A 15871-nucleotide genomic window follows, 5' to 3' on the forward strand; every position below is an offset into this window, starting at 1 on the left:
ATGATATAAAAATGAACCTGCCGCCGAAAGTAATACTTTCGGCGGCAGGTTTAAAATGAAAATAAGAAAAATCGCTTTTATTTCTTTTACAGCAAATCAATCCCTACTTCTCTTCTTCATGGTTAATCATCTGCTCCCGGCTTCCAGAAGTGCCTGTTTAAGCTCATCTTCTATTTTTACAAGTTCTTCCTGCGCCTCTGCCCTGTGCTTTGAACCCTCTTCATGAATCTTAACAACTTCATTGATGGAAGTAATAATATCAGAATTCACCTTACGGAGAGTTTCAATATCAACAATGCCTCTCTCTGAAGCACTAGCAGCATCAATGGCACCCTGTTTTAACGTCTCTGCATTGCGTATAAACATTTCATTAGTCATCTCATCAATGGCACTCTGGGCTTTTAAAGCTCTGGTGGTATGCTCGATACCAAGAGCCAAAACCATCTGGTTTCTCCAAAGAGGAATGGTATTAATTACATCCGAACGAAGTTTATCCACAACTTCCTGATCTGCATTTTGAAGCAAACGAATCTGAGGAGCCATCTGAATAGATACTAATCTTGTAGTTTCCAAGTCAAATATCCTCTTTTCAAATCTTTTACAGGCATCCTCATAATCCCTATATAACTGAACATCCAGCTGATCCTGTGTTTGTGTTGCCTTTTCTCTAAGTTCAACCAACTTTGTCGCCTTTGCCTTTTCCAAAGCCTTCTTACCTGCAATAATATACATGGTCAATTCTTTATAAAACTCAATGTTCATATCATACATCTGGTCAAACACATACACATCTTTTGTCAGTCTCTGCTGATGCTTTTGCAGATCTTTTTCAATCTTACGGATATTAGTTTCGGCACTCTCATAATTAGATATCAAATAAGTAACCTTTGCTTTACCCTTCTGAAACAGCCCAAAGAACCCCTTCTTCGGAGGAGCAACAGTACTGTTAATTGCTAAGCGAAGTTCTCTGAGGCTGTCACCTACTTCTCCGAATTCCTTAGTCTTTACATTTCCCGTAATTGATGATGAAAATGTCGATATACCTTTCTGTGCACCGGTTCCGTAAGAATTCACCGTGCGTACATTCGAAATATCTATCTGACTTGCAAATTCCTCCACCTGCTTCCTCTCTTCTTCCGAAAGCATGGATTCATCTATTGAACCGGCTGAGGCCGATGAACCATATGACATTCCTGCAGCGTCGGTTTTCTCCAAAGTCGGTTCCTCAAACGGGAAATCCCGTTCCGTTTCTTCCGGATTCAATGTCAATGTCGGTGTCTTCACCTTTTCCGCATCAGTATTCATTATATCTTCACTCGTGCTTTTCATAGCTGATCTCCTCCGTACTTTTTATCTTATATTCAGAATCCACATATCCGCATTGACTCATTATCGCTTCAAGAGCTTTCGCCTCCGCATTGGCATCAATAGTTACAAACTTATAAATTTCATCTATTTTTTCATTTACTGCCTGCAGTAACTTTCTTGTCGCAATCAGGACATTTTCACTGATTTCACACAAAATCTTTTCTGACGGTCCTGCCGCCAGGTAGTCCAAATATGTGGCAGTTAATCGCAATGTCTCAGGTGCAAAATATTCTTTAAACTGATCCAAATCCGCATGATATATTTCATCAAATTTGTTGACAGAATCCTGTAACACCGTCATTCTGCTTATCAACTGTTCATAATTGTTTTTTATATCTTCCGACAAATCACATTCCAAAAGCAGTCTGCTCGCGTTTATATAAGACGGAATATCTGCTTTCTCCAAATATGATTTAAATTCATCCTTCCTTAACTTTGATTGTCGGACAGTTGACAATTGACTGTCAGCTGTCTCATCCCGTGTCTGACCTGCATCGTTTTGAAGCGATTCCACGGTTGCATTATCAATAGGATTTTTGATTATTCTAAAATCCAATCCGTTAAGTGTACCGTTATGTAACTTTTCTTCCAAATCCGTAAGAGCGTTCCACTCCGCCGTTTCCTGCAGAATCCATCCGTCATCAAGCGGTTGTACGGCTTGGTTTAAATACAGCGCCATACTTAATCCCAACATCCGATATGTAACTAAGAATTTTCCGTAAGTATCACGTCTGTTCTTATCTTTTCCGCAAACCTTATTAAGGAATTTGAAGAACTGCCGATCTTTCCACGTTGGATCAAAACACTCCGTAAAGTATTTTTTATATTTCGGAATATCCGATATATTTTGAAAAAACTCTTCTGCCTCTTCAAGATTACCGATTTTGAAAATTTTTATAACAAAAGCGTCGAAATGCTTATTTCTCCTGTGCACATCCATATGAAACGAATCTACATGTCTCCGTATTAAATCAAGTGTATAATCTCTCCACAGCTTATCTGTTGAAATTCCATGCATCTCCGATGCATCCCAATCAAGTAATCCTTCCAATTTCAGCAAGTCATTATATTTTACAATTACCGTCTTCAGAAGCTCATGTATATTCATATCTGACATATTGCCGTTTCCGGTCAGTTCGTCAAGCCACTTTTTTATTTTAATATTCTGCTTCCGTTTCAGATCTTCCTGCTGTTGAGCCCTTGCATAATCCAGAACTTCCGTATATCTGCTTTCTTTTGTACCATGATAATCAATAAATCCCACAGCTCCCGCACCTCTTTACTTCGGACTGGTTGTATACCAAGCCGGTTTATAATTCGTGGCACCTCCGCCTTTTTCCCTGTATATCCACAGAGCTTTGAACCTGCTTTTACTCTCTTTCAGCGTTGGACCAAGTCCCTTGTCGCCTACAACCCACAAATATCCGCCCTTATCTCTTTTATCAATGACCTCTAATCCCTTAGATGTCAAAAAAGACGAAAGACTGTCATTATCATTACGGCTTACCCCGATATCATGTTTTGATTCGTTATTCGTAACCGTAGACGAAACAGGGGATACTGCTGTTTTTGCAAAATTTGTTCTTCCGGTCTTTTTAACAGATGTATCAAACGGTTCTCCTTCCCATTCATACAAAGACGAATCCATTTCTCCGATAAATCTTGACCCTTCTTTACCCCAAAATGTTATTGTCAAAAGATGTTTTGCTCTGGTCATACATACATATACCAGATTTCTCATTTTGACTAAGAAATCCTCCATCTCTTCCGGATCATCCGTTTTGTAATTATATGGGAAATACCCTTCCGCAAACATAGGTATAATCACACAGTCAAACTCTAATCCCTTGGCTCCGAAAGCAGATACAACCTTGACTCCGGGCTTTGCCATCGAAAAAGATGTGTCCTTGGTTATCTGCTCATACCTTATTCCTGCGGAGCTGAGCCAATTAGCGTAAATTTTTATCTGTTTGTTTTTTGAAGCAATAATACCGATTGTGATTTTGGGATTTTCCTTAAGGTAACATTGAACAAGATTAACTACATATTTCTGCTGAGCTGCCTTGTCTGCCAAATGAACAATCTTAGGCATCTTCCCCTCTCTCTCGGGTAAGACTCTAAGACCCTTATCATCCTCCGAAAGATTCTCATCGTTTTTACTTCTTATTGACTCTGCAAGTGCTTCAATCTGAACGGTTGTCCTCATCGATTTTGTAAGTTTCTTCGTGGTCGTATCGATTCCAAGCAATTTAGGAGTCCAGTATCTGTCGTGAATCTTCTGGTTCATATCCATCGCAACAATCATATCTTTCTTATACAACATCATGGCAGCTGTCATTTGAGCCAAGGATAAATCCTGTGCTTCATCGATTAAAATATGTTCAAATTTAAATTCATCCGGAATAAGCTCAGGATGTCTCACCAAAAACAGAGTTTGATCCGCCCAGTCACCCTGACCTGTCTTTGCCAAATAATCACAGTAATATGTAAAAATCTGATATGCCGTTACACGGTCTGAAGGGCTCATTCGAATCTTACCGCCCCTTCCTTTTCGAGGTATCATAAGGTAATGATCAAGATCGTCCGTCCAGACATTCATTTCTTTCATCCAATCAAATTCTTCCAGCCAGAATTCCGGATTAACATCATGAAAGCGATGTTTGCCGTATTTTGCCTGATGTTTGCTTAACGCTTTTTCCACGTTTTTGATGCGCCGTTCCTCTCCGCTTTTACCATAAAACGGATATTTTCTCCTGGGTGCAATCCCTGACTTTACCAGAAAATCATATATATTTTTGATAAATGAATCTATAGTACTTACAACCACACTTCCATCAGATTGCCCGTTTATCTGCAAAAATTCGCGCATCGTGGATACCAAAGTGTTCTGGTATGTAAAAACAGCCACCTTATTTTTTGCGTCTTTACCGTACTTTTCCAGATACTTCTGAGCGATTGCCATCAATACAAGACTTTTTCCGGCGCCGGCATAACCCTTTACCATGAGAGTTCTCTTTCCCGTATATTTCAGGCACGCCTGCTGCTCATTCGTTAATTCAATTTCTCGGTGATAAACATCATATATCTTATCAGCCATGTCACTCCTTCTGCCCCGTTAAATATCATCCAGTCCCAAATCAGATAAAATATCATTGATTTCGGCATCTGTGGTACTCCCAAATGAAACCGCATCAGGATCGATATCTGAAACACCGCCTGTATCCGGTTTCGGTATTATGATACCGTCATCCGGTTTTTTCTACTCTTCCGCAATTTTTTCCCAAAACTTTTTATTAATCATAAAGGTTCTCCCGTTCTCCGTAATATATCGCATTTCTGCAATAATCCACATGCGGGCAGAACATACACGCCCTTCTTACTATATCTTTTCTTCCATACAATTTTTCTTCGCTTCCCGCTTCCATTACTTCATACAGATTCATTCCTTTTCTCCCGTCATCGGTTAACAGCTTACAATATCTTCCGATGACCGCCTCACGAAGCTGTTGATTCGGATAATGAATCTTCAGCCTCTCATCCGTATAGAAGTAACCTCCGCACTCCGTTCGGGTGCTGTAATCCATGTCATTTTCCCGACGATCATAGGATATGTAATCATATACCTGTCGTTTCTCAACTTTACGAAGTCCCGGAAACAAATCCATTACATTCTTATAAACCTGATTTACCGATACTCCCTTACCTTTCATAAGATTATATATAGCCGAAATAAAGGCATTCAGTGCATAGTTCTGTTGAAATTCCGACTGATATGTCGGAAACTTCTCCAGAATATATCCCAATGTATATTTCATAGGGCAAAGTGCATATGCCATCTGAGCTTCTTTGATAATTCCCGACGGTGTTCTTTCATTGTCATATTCTTCTGTTCTTCCCGCACCATATGGAGATTCTGCAACTCTTGCGAATGTTACCGTGTTCCGTTTTGCGGGTTCTGCAGCAATTCCGGTTGCTTCACATACCAATTTAATATACGGAGACTGCGTTAACATTTTATCGCCGACATTGCTTATCCACGAAATTGTTACATCTTTATTTTTCAATGCACTGTACATAAAATAGCGATTACGATGGGCCGTTGATTCCATTATATGCATCAGGTTAATGATCAAATGATTATGTGTTTTTTCGTAACACTTGTGCATAACCGAAGAAGTCAACGGCCACACATATTCCTTATTTCCGCCCGGCATGGCATTCATATCGCACATGCAGACATGAACCTTGCCCTTATTCCTTATACATGCTGCATCCACAAGAAATATCGGATAAACCATTCCAACCCTGTTTCTTTGAATCTCACCTTCATCAAATCTTCCGCATATGAAGATGTTAAGAGCATTGGAAATATCCGCAGGTGCACATTTTGCATCAAAGTCACTTTCTTGTCCCAACTTTTCAAAAATATCCTCAACAAGAGCTCTTTCTTCTGTATACATCTCATCGGAAATCTCATGACTTTTCAGAATACGGTCTAATTTCTTTATATGATCTGACACCCGAATCACCTGATTCTTTCCAAACAACTTATTTGCCATATTTAAAAGTTGCTGTATAAGCGACAAAATGACATCCAGTTTCTCTGTCTCTACGGCAAACACGCTGAAGTTCGCCATCGGATTACCGATTGCTTCCTGCCATCTGGAAACAGATTCATCCGCATCGGGCTCTGTTAAAAACGGCTCTATTGCTCCCTGTCTTATATTCTTTAGTAATTCAATACGCTTTTCCCATTCATCGGCGGTATTACATCCTTCAAAAAAAGGTAAAACATATGTCAAATCCTGCATGTACTGTCTTCCGGAAACCCCTTTCACTGATAACCATCCGGATGAAAAGCACTCAATCAGGCTCTTCTCATCAAGAACAATCGTCTGTCGTTCATCATTCCACATCCGATTTAGAATGCCGACAAACTGTCCCACGGGATATGAGAGAATATTTCTTTCGCCGTATGCCTCCGGAAAATAATCTTTCAGGATTTTATTTGCGGATATACTATCCGGTGAGTAAATTGAATATCCTTCCCTGCGAATATGTTTCACATCATTAACAAACTCCATAACGGATGCATATTCCTTAATTCTGAGTTTGTTAGGAACGGTAACATTCTTTTTTCCTTCCAAGATATCCCCATAGACGTCGGTTTCATTGCTTTTTTCCATATGCCATTTATCTTTTGTCGGATATCCTCTTGATTCCGAATATGTTTCATCCCATATCTCATACACAAAAGGATATCTTTCATCGTATGGAAAAAGGAAGATCAGTTTAAACCCTGCATCTTCTAAAAGGCACATTATCCTCTCCTGCAACGGAGTGATGTAATAGAAGCCGTGAAAAACCAGCTTATCCGCCTTGGAAAATGATTTCTTCGACTTAAATGCCTCTTTCAGAATCGGCTCCCATTCTGATTTCGTATATTTCACGGACATTGTCTTTCGGAATGTTGTTATGGTCGGATCACGCTCTGCGAGATAATTCCAGGCATCCAGCATAAGCTCAAGATTTCTGTCTCCGTCTGTAGAGATATCCTCCGGTTTAATTCCTGCCAACTCCATCAAATCAATATCCGCAAGTAGTGATCCGATATTACGCATACATCCGGTTAACCAGTTTATTTCCTTTTTATTCTGACCTGCCTCCGATATTCTTTGCCTGATATACTCGGACAGAATAACCATCTCATTGAACTTACTCTGATCCGTTCCCAAATCCTTATTCATAGCCTGAACAAGATTGCGAAAATCTGTAATTCTTACATCTTTATCTCCGGTAAACATGCCGTCAACACGATCTGTTTCCATGGTTCCCGTCAAACCTTTTCTTAAGTCCGAAGAAACCGTAAATTGCGGATAGTGTTTAATCTCAGAAAACAACTTACTATCTTTAAGTTTTGTAAGATCGGTATAGGTATAAATCTCTCTATTCATAATCAACACCAACCTCCTCTATCAGGCTTGCCCAGGTTCTTTCATTCTTAGTATCCGGCACAATGCAAATTAAGTTATGAATGGCTCGTGTCATTGCAACATAAAGAATCCTTGTTTCTTCACGTTTAATACTTTCCGCATCAAGCTCTTTAAGTTCCTTATACAAACTGTTGCGCATGGCCGGATATTTCCATTGCCTGTTCTTATTTTCCTTATCACCCGTATAATTCCAGCCGACTCTCATTGCAACCGGATCTATAATAATCTCCGTCTGCTCCCACGTAGGAAATGTACGGTTTGTATACGGAATGATTACTGTATCAAATTCCAACCCCTTGGATTTATGAACAGTCATACACAGCAAGGACTTATACAAACTCTTTGCCTGCTCGTCATTTGTCACAATATCCGCCTCTACTTCGGAACGGTTTGTTGCAATATTAACTTTAAGAAAATCATATACGTAATAAATACTGACTTTATCACCTCCGAGATTATGTTGGAGGATCTCCGTCAGTTTTTCCAGATTGGCCTGATACTGGAGAGCATTCGCAAAAGCAGCTGCATTGCAGCGTTTTTCTTCCCAGCCGTCAGATTTCATCCTTGCCTTTGCGTTAAGTATATAATTATCGATTACGGATTCTCCGTCGATAATATCCTTTAAAACCGCAAGAACCGGTCTTAATCGCAAATCCTTATGATACTTTTTCCAGTTAGTCTGTTCCAAAAAATGATTAAGATATGAAACCAGATTATCACGATCCCCATGGAGCCATTCCATATCATTTAAATTCATCGGATCAATTTCTCCGGCATAAGGTGTTAAAAGGAAGTTGAAGATATACTTTGGCTCATCGCTAAACATAAATGATGCCACCATAATGTAAAAATCCCTTACGGCTTCACTCGCATAGAAGCTTCCGTCACGTTTTATTACAGCCGGAATCTTATTTTTTCGCAAAATTCCGGCAAGTTGTCTCAATTCACTGTTCGACCTTGTCAACATCACGACACGGGTTTTGTCATTTGCCTCTTTACCGGAGTTTTCAACTCTTTCTATCAAAGCATCAAGTTCCCGACTTGCGATCTGTGCAATCTGATTATCAGCCATATCTTTTCTCTCCCCGTGTATCATGCTGATTCTTCCGGGCTCCTTATTAAACGAAACGGCAGGCTTAGCGTACGGAAGTTTACCCATACTTCCCCATACCTTAAAGTAGTCATCCATCTTATTCAAAACAGATGCCGAAGTACGATAATTATTAACAAGTGTAAATTCAACCGGACATTCAATGTTCATTTCTTTCATGTCACGCTTCAAAGCAATGAAAGCCTGCTCTATAGCACCGCGGAATCTGTAAATACTCTGCTTGACATCACCTACAGCAAAAAGGACGGGCTTAAGCAGTTTAATCATTAAACATGCCACCTTAATCTGAGATAAATCCGAATCCTGGAACTCATCTATAAAAAGATACTTCATTGTAATATCCGGTTTCGGAAGAACCTCGCTCTGTAAAACTTCCTGTAAATCCCGCATAATATCATCAACGGATATAGCTTCATTCTTACGTTTGATATCAAAGTATTCCTCATCCAAGCGATTAATGATCCCTGTCATTACGTTCTGAAAAGGTTCCGAATCTGTATCAACGGCATTTCCCCAATCCATTTTACCGATATCTCTGTGAGATATTCCAAGCTTCGAAAAACCGTTCCAAAAATCATTAACCATGGAATTAGCTCTATAAAAAGGTACTCCTAACTGGTCAACGACTTTGTTATTTGAATCTATGGTGTCATCTATAACGTCTTTAATCAGTTCCTTACGCTCATACTGAAAGCTCCGTATAGAAAGATTCTTGGTAAATCCCTCTCCGATTCCGTATTCTTTCAACATATAATATGCAAAGCTGTGGATGGTTGAAATATTCATTTGGGACTGTTCTTCTATCCATCGAAGATATTTCTTTTCACCCGTAAGACTGTATCTGCGCATTAAAACATCCTGCAATTTTCGATTCATTTGATTTGCGGCATCATTTGTAAAAGTAATCATAAAAACTTCTGACAGATGTAAATCAGGATGCATGTGAAGCAAATACATTATTCTGTCAATCATAACAGTGGTCTTGCCCGTTCCTGCCGACGCCTGTACAATAATATGCTTCCTGTCATCGCAGTGTTCCACTAAATACTGTGCGGAATTGAACAACGGACATGCATTTCCGAGGACATTTTCAACAAAGTCCTCGGAATCAACCCCGTCTGCAATGACTTTTTTCTCTTTTATATCAATTTCATATGCAAGCAAAATAAATTCTTTTGCAAAAATCCCATATTCATCTTTTAGAGATGCAACGCTTTCGGCATCTCCAAACCAAATAACCTTTATTCCTCTATGAAGCCATGTATCTATTTTATCTTTATATTCTTCCATGCTTTGATTACACAGAAGAACAGAATAATTCGGTTCCATATAATCACCCTTTATCAGTATTCCCTAAATCTTAAATGCCCCATTCCCAAGCTATGTGCTTGATTCTCATAAGCCTTCCGCATATATCTCAATTATAATAATTCCGGTCATCATTTACCGAAAATTATATAATCCGTTATATAGCTATTTTATGCATTATGGCAAAGATTGTAAACAACAAAGTGACGGGCTTTACACCACGTAAAGCCCGTCACTGCGGCATTTTTCACATATTTGATCCTCACCTGGCAAACGACTTTATAACCTACTCTCCGGAAGATAAATATCTGAATAATCGTTACTTTATTCATCCATGATTTTGCACATCTTATACTTCCGCTAAAAAGTCTTTTAAACAATGGGTGTCCTGTATGGATTTCGAAAATAAAGATACAAAAAGCACTGTCTGACTTACTTCTGCCTCGTTTTTTCAACATGCAAACCACTAACTGTTCATCATTTTTATTTCGCAAAACGCAAAAAGCCCGCAAACCCTATAAATACCGGGGGTTGCGGGCTTTTCAAACTTATTTACTTTTCATCCGTGTAGTCCAATCAGGATATGAAACAAATTTAGTTGTCTTTTTAAAATCAGCAAATATTGTATCAGGCATTGAACCGTACACCAATACAACCTCGGGTTCTAGTTCTTTTATCATTTCCGAAAGGCCTTCCCTGAAGAATCTTTTTGATTCAGCTGATTGTATCTGCCCATATGTACCAACCGATACAATACTATGCTTGTCAACACCTTGAAATGCAACTTTCTCACCAAGAAACTCTTCTTTATATGTCCTTTCATCTCCCCATCGAATATTTGGAATAACATATAGCCCTTGTTTCTGCAAATAATGTCCTACTGCTCTATTCAAATAGATATCTGCTATTTGGACACACAACGGTGCGTCAATATAAAGTGAGCAGTCAGGTGTAATGATTCCCGGATACTGTTTTAATTCATCAACGTATTCTTCTGTTTTTGTTAGTATATCTCTGAAATTAATATCATACTCATAAAAACACACGAAATCTTTTTTATCCTGGCTCCTTTCTCTTACTGAGAAAGGAACCATACCATTTGGAATAATAATTTTGTCTGGAGCATCGATATGTGGAATTTCAAATTTTCCATCAAAAAAGGCTGTTTCAACAAGAGATACTCTAAATCCCTCATCTACAAGGTTTTCTTTATTTTTTGCCATTCTCTTCCTCCCATTTGAGTATTCCCTCACAAATCTCTATAACTCCTTTAATGTTATACTTTTGGCACTCTTCTGGGAACTTTGCCATAAGTTCTGTATAACATTGTACAAGCTCCTTACTTGGCACTTTATCCACCACATCAACGATAACTTCGCTTATCCAAGAATACTCGTCTGCTGTACATTCATTTTTTAGGAACTCAATTGTTGAAGGAATATCTTCAGAAAGTATCTCAATTTCCTTTTTCCAGCACTGCTCAATACCATAATCCCATTCATTATCCGTTTCTTCACGCTGCTTTATTACTTCTCGAAAACTTTTTATATCCATTATTTTTTACCGCCTTTCTTTATTGGTTGTTTAGAATCTGGAAAAATCGTACCAATTTGACCATGAGTTTTTATAACTCCAACCCTAACACCTTTCCATATCCCATACTTATCAAGTTCATTCATTCCAGCTTGCCCATGACCTCCGCTCTTCAAACGAATATGGTCATTCTTTTGCGGCTTCGTATATGCCCCCTCATTAGAATGAACTACCGAAAACTGACTCGCTGAGCCAGCTGCTCCTCGAGTATTTAACACACGTCCAGATTTAATTGTGCCCATAATAGTTCCCTCCTGTCAATAAAGACAGACAAGGAACAAAAACAATTAATTTGATCATTTCGACCTCATCTTTCCGCCAACAAATTGTTGGCCAAACAATTAAATATTAATATTTGTTCCTACACCTTACATTTGGGTTGGAATTATCCTCATTACTAAATGGGCAATAAAAAAACAGGCATTTCAGCCTGCTAACCTTCCGCCACTGATTAGCTTTTTCATCTCCGCTATGTGTTGGTGAGTCCTTTTTTGTCACTTCACATAAATTGCTTTCTTTTCTGCTTCGCCAAGTCTTGGTTCCAGTAAAATCAATGCTTGCCACCCTTCGGTCATTTTGGTCTTTCTTTGGTGGGTCATCCTATAGAGTGATTAACAGTATACGCCTAAAGTTACAACCCTTTAGGCAAAAATTCCGTGCTCCTATGTCGCCCGCTTTAGGGTAGCCTTCCCTAAAATCATCTTAGTCCACTTTCGGTCCACTGGACCAAAAGTTACCCCCCCTCCAATCTTTACTCCTAAGTTGGCTGCAGGAACCCACAGCTGTGCAAAAAGGCATAAAGAAAGGCTACCATACCTGAGTATCAAAACCCGAATAGAGAGCCTTTTCGCAAGTGACAGCTTAGCACAGCCGTCACCTACAGTAAACATATGTAATTTATCGCATCAATATCTCATACAAGTCATCTGTTAGATGCTTCTTTAATATGCCTTCCGCATCTATATCTCCAAATCCATGATAAAACTCTTCCGCAACACCACCTGCGATTGCTCCAAATGTATCACTGTCACACGGCAAACTGTAGATATTTCTCATGAACGATTCATAATCCGTACTTTCATAAAAGCATCGCATAGCAGCCGGAACGGAACCCTGACAGCTTTCATTCCATTTATAACGTGGTCTAATATCATCCAGACTATTTCCGATGCTGTACTCATAAAGATCTACTGGATATTCCGACAAAATATAATCATATATCTCCTGCTTAGACTTACCACGCTTTGCCATCCAGATACATGTAGCTGTAGCAACAGCGCCTTTGATTCCTTCCGGATGATTATGAGATACTTCAGCCGTTTTAGCTGCCATCGCCTGCATTTCATCATAATCTTCGTAGAAATCTCCAACAAAAGCAACCCGCATGGCAGAACCATTGCCCCAACTGTTATACGGCTGATGCTTTTTCCCATTGATCCAGCTAAAGATTTTTGCTCCATATCCACAGAACGGATACTGCTGACCAACATTCACCATTGTTTCAACTAAATCATTATCTTCCACCGGAGCTTTCTTTATGGCAAGCATCATAACAGAGTCATCCGTAAACTTAGCTTTATCATCTATGATAAGCGGTATATTTTTCCAGTCCAGATTCTTCGGGCGATTAAACTCATACTGAGATCCCAATATATCGCCTAATACTGCACCCTTAATAGCCATTAGTTCTTACACCCATTCTTCTTATTTCCACGAGTTAGATAATCTGCTACGATTGGAGCTTCCCATCCACTATCATTAAGACAATCCTCCATATCTTCCGCAGAACTTGCCTTCATCGCAAAGCACACTGCCTTAGATACACCTTCATAAACTGTAGCAGTTCCGATATTGTCATGCACATAATTTACGGCACGCTCTTTTCTGATTCCAAAACGCTGAGCTTCCGCATATGCATCAATGTTAGCTCCGATGAAAATAAACTCCCAGCCGTACTTTTTCTGCTGGCGCTTTACCATCTTTTGCACCTTATCATAAGAATACTGTCTGCTGGCATTTTCCATACCATCTGTTGTAATAACAAAGATGGTCTTCTCCGGACGGTCTTCAGGTCTGGCATACTTATGAATATTTCCGATGTGATGGATTGCTCCACCTACAGCATCAAGAAGTGCTGTACATCCGCGAACGTAATACTCCTTGTCCGTCATCTTCTTAATCTTATCAATCGACACTCTATCATGTAGCACTTCACAGGTATCATCAAACAACACTGTAGATACATATGCCTTCTCACCGGTCTTTTTCTGCTTCTCCATCATGGAATTAAAACCACCGATGGTATCTGCTTCAAGCCCTCCCATAGATCCGCTTCTATCCAAAATATAAACGATTTCCGTTAATCCTTTACTCATGATCCTTTACCTCCGTTTTCTATTACTGACCTCCCTGCAATAAGGCATTTCCTTGTTGTGATGTAATAATAAACCGTAGGCAAAAAAAAAGGTCAACCGTGAGGCGACCTTTCATATTTATTTATTTGACAATGGATCCAGCCCATAATCAAACAATACAATATCTATTTTTAAGACGTTATAGTCTTCGTGCTCTATGAAATACTCAACTATCTTATCGGTCTGCGATATCGGTGACAACGCGTACCCGGCTATTCTAAGAAAATCTATCGTTTCGTCAAGATTAAGGCGCAACCCAACAGCAAGTGCAAGCATCTTCTCTTTTGAAGGCTTTACCTGCCCCTTAAGAAGTTTTGAGAAATACTGCTTTGAAATATTCGCTATTGCGTATACTTCTGAGTTTTTAAGCCCCTTTTTATTGATAAGCTGCTGTAAATGCTTTTCAAAAGAATCCGTATAGATTTCCTTTAACGCATCCTCCAAAGACTCTGACTTCTTTTCAAAGGAAACCGGCTTAAGATACTCCGGCATCATAACCGAAGGCTCTTCCATTGCAGAATATGATTGCATCATATCTGCATCCGGTGATTTATCTTCCTTAGCCTCTTCCTCTAAAGGAAGCGCATCAAAACTATATTCCTCCTCATCCCTGTTTTCTCTTCGCAGGAATGATGGCATATGGAAAGATTGCAATGAAGCACCGACTCTGCTCTTTGGCCGTTTTCCCTTTTCGCGCAGATAGTTATCATTTCGGTATTCCTCAGCAAGAGCTGTTTCTACATAGCCGTCATCAACAAAGCTGGCAACATCTTCTACAAGCTTACCAGAAACAGTAACATCCTCGCTACCAAACACAGCAAGCGTAATCTCTATGTCATTATCTTCTAAGAAAGCCGCAAAAGTATCAACAGCAATCTGTATGCCAAGCTCCTTCGGGAAACCATATGTGCCCGTGGCAAGAAGTGGGAATGCAATGGAATTACATCCATAGTCCTTCGCCAACTGTAATGCCTTCGCATAGCATGAACGAAGACACTCTTCCTCACCTTTACTTCCATCCGTCCACCAAGGACCACTTGCATGAATGATGTACTTTGCATCAAGATCAAATGCATCCGTGATTGCTACTTCACCCGGCATCAAAAGACCAATCTTCTTACGTGCTTCAAGAAGCTTTTTCTTTCCGGCAGCTTTATATATGGCAGAATCAACACCATCACCAACGGCAACGTTCGGATTTTCTGTATTTACTATGGCATCTGCTTTTACTTTTGTTATGTCATTTCTAATAATCTGAAAAGGCAAATCCTCACCTCCTACTTAAATCAAATAAATAATACTTCCATCGTCATTTGATATACGCAGGAAGTCTTCCGCTGTATAATGCTCTTCATCATTTTTGATAGTAAAGTATCTTTCTACATTTGCTAAGCGCCCTACCTTTTCGTAAAGAGGAACAGACTTATTCCAATTACCATTCTGTTTATCCGCCGTAGATAACCAGCCACTTACTCTCACTATTTCTCCTACCGAATAAAACTCCTTAAAAGTCTTTATAATATCAATAGCGGTAAGCATAAGTGTTGTACCTATTCCTTGATTACCAATCTTTGAGGGAACTTCTAAATAACCAAATCCAGCATAATGTTCTTTTTCAAATTTTTCGATGTCTATGTAAACCTCCACACTTCCATGCCAAAAATCGTCTCCCTGAATGCCACAACGTATTTCACCATCTATATGATCGTTCTTATTTGTAAAGACTTCCTCTATCCAGAATTCACCTCTTAATGACTTAATACTCTTTTTTTCATATGGATGATTAAGCAATTCCTCTATGAAATTATTATCCATCAATATTATTTCCCCTGGTCCACTTCTGGTCCATTGGACCAAAAGTTATTGCTCTTTAAAAATCTGATTGTTTAGATCAAAATATACCCAATCTCCTTCATTGATATCTTTACTGTATAATTCTTTATCAGCAATCTCCATATCAATTTCAGACCCGTTTTCATCTCTTAATAAGACTTTGTCCATAGCCACATAATCATCCGGACGCTCCTCACAACCGTAATCCGGTTCCATGATTTTCTTTACTATATACTTCAATCTAAACATCT

13 protein-coding genes are annotated in these 15871 nt (G+C 39.2%); all 13 read right to left on the reverse strand.

All coding sequences use genetic code 11. From position 1 onward, the window contains the following. Positions 1 to 126: 126 nt before the first annotated feature. The 13 genes from ACYQ1N_RS02195 to ACYQ1N_RS02255 all read right to left on the reverse strand — a co-directional run bounded on the left by ACYQ1N_RS02195 (position 127) and on the right by ACYQ1N_RS02255 (position 15860). On the reverse strand, positions 127 to 1329 hold the full coding sequence (locus tag ACYQ1N_RS02195) for a toxic anion resistance protein (protein WP_459832211.1): 1203 nt from the start codon (positions 1327 to 1329) through the stop codon (positions 127 to 129). Continuing rightward, on the reverse strand, positions 1313 to 2632 hold the full coding sequence (locus tag ACYQ1N_RS02200) for a hypothetical protein (protein ID WP_459832214.1): 1320 nt from the start codon (positions 2630 to 2632) through the stop codon (positions 1313 to 1315). The genes ACYQ1N_RS02195 and ACYQ1N_RS02200 overlap by 17 nt, the downstream gene beginning before the upstream one ends. Before the next feature lie 15 nt (positions 2633 to 2647). Then, positions 2648 to 4465 (reverse strand): 3'-5' exonuclease, encoded by a 1818-nt coding sequence (locus ACYQ1N_RS02205; RefSeq protein WP_459832217.1) that lies wholly within the window; start codon positions 4463 to 4465, stop codon positions 2648 to 2650. Between the two features lie 196 nt (positions 4466 to 4661). Further along, complete coding sequence (locus ACYQ1N_RS02210) at positions 4662 to 7322, reverse strand: PD-(D/E)XK nuclease family protein (RefSeq protein WP_459832220.1); 2661 nt, start codon at positions 7320 to 7322, stop codon at positions 4662 to 4664. Then, complete coding sequence (locus tag ACYQ1N_RS02215; RefSeq protein ID WP_459832223.1) at positions 7315 to 9801, reverse strand: UvrD-helicase domain-containing protein; 2487 nt, start codon at positions 9799 to 9801, stop codon at positions 7315 to 7317. Before ACYQ1N_RS02215 ends, ACYQ1N_RS02210 begins: the two co-directional genes overlap by 8 nt. 527 nt (positions 9802 to 10328) lie before the next feature. Beyond that, a complete protein-coding gene (locus ACYQ1N_RS02220; protein ID WP_459832225.1) occupies positions 10329 to 11003 on the reverse strand; it encodes a DUF4417 domain-containing protein in 675 nt (224 codons plus the stop codon). Continuing rightward, entirely contained in the window at positions 10990 to 11334 is a 345-nt protein-coding gene (locus ACYQ1N_RS02225) for a hypothetical protein (protein WP_459832228.1), read from the reverse strand. Before ACYQ1N_RS02225 ends, ACYQ1N_RS02220 begins: the two co-directional genes overlap by 14 nt. Beyond that, complete coding sequence (locus ACYQ1N_RS02230; protein ID WP_459832230.1) at positions 11334 to 11615, reverse strand: hypothetical protein; 282 nt, start codon at positions 11613 to 11615, stop codon at positions 11334 to 11336. Before ACYQ1N_RS02230 ends, ACYQ1N_RS02225 begins: the two co-directional genes overlap by 1 nt. A 655-nt stretch (positions 11616 to 12270) precedes the next feature. Continuing rightward, positions 12271 to 13056: an ADP-ribosylglycohydrolase family protein gene (locus ACYQ1N_RS02235; RefSeq protein WP_459832232.1), complete on the reverse strand. Its 786-nt coding sequence runs from the start codon at positions 13054 to 13056 to the stop codon at positions 12271 to 12273. Beyond that, positions 13056 to 13748, reverse strand: coding sequence for a vWA domain-containing protein (locus ACYQ1N_RS02240; protein ID WP_459832235.1), 693 nt, complete (start codon positions 13746 to 13748; stop codon positions 13056 to 13058). The genes ACYQ1N_RS02235 and ACYQ1N_RS02240 overlap by 1 nt, the downstream gene beginning before the upstream one ends. A gap of 117 nt (positions 13749 to 13865) precedes the next feature. Continuing rightward, entirely contained in the window at positions 13866 to 15053 is a 1188-nt protein-coding gene (locus ACYQ1N_RS02245) for a macro domain-containing protein (protein WP_459832238.1), read from the reverse strand. A 15-nt stretch (positions 15054 to 15068) separates the two neighbouring features. Further along, the gene (locus tag ACYQ1N_RS02250; RefSeq protein ID WP_459832240.1) at positions 15069 to 15602 is read right to left on the reverse strand and encodes a hypothetical protein; all 534 of its coding nucleotides are present in this window, start codon (positions 15600 to 15602) and stop codon (positions 15069 to 15071) included. Positions 15603 to 15647: 45 nt separating this feature from the next. Continuing rightward, on the reverse strand, positions 15648 to 15860 hold the full coding sequence (locus ACYQ1N_RS02255; protein ID WP_249302645.1) for a hypothetical protein: 213 nt from the start codon (positions 15858 to 15860) through the stop codon (positions 15648 to 15650). Positions 15861 to 15871: the final 11 nt, after the last annotated feature.

It is taken from the genome of Howardella ureilytica (assembly GCF_054657495.1).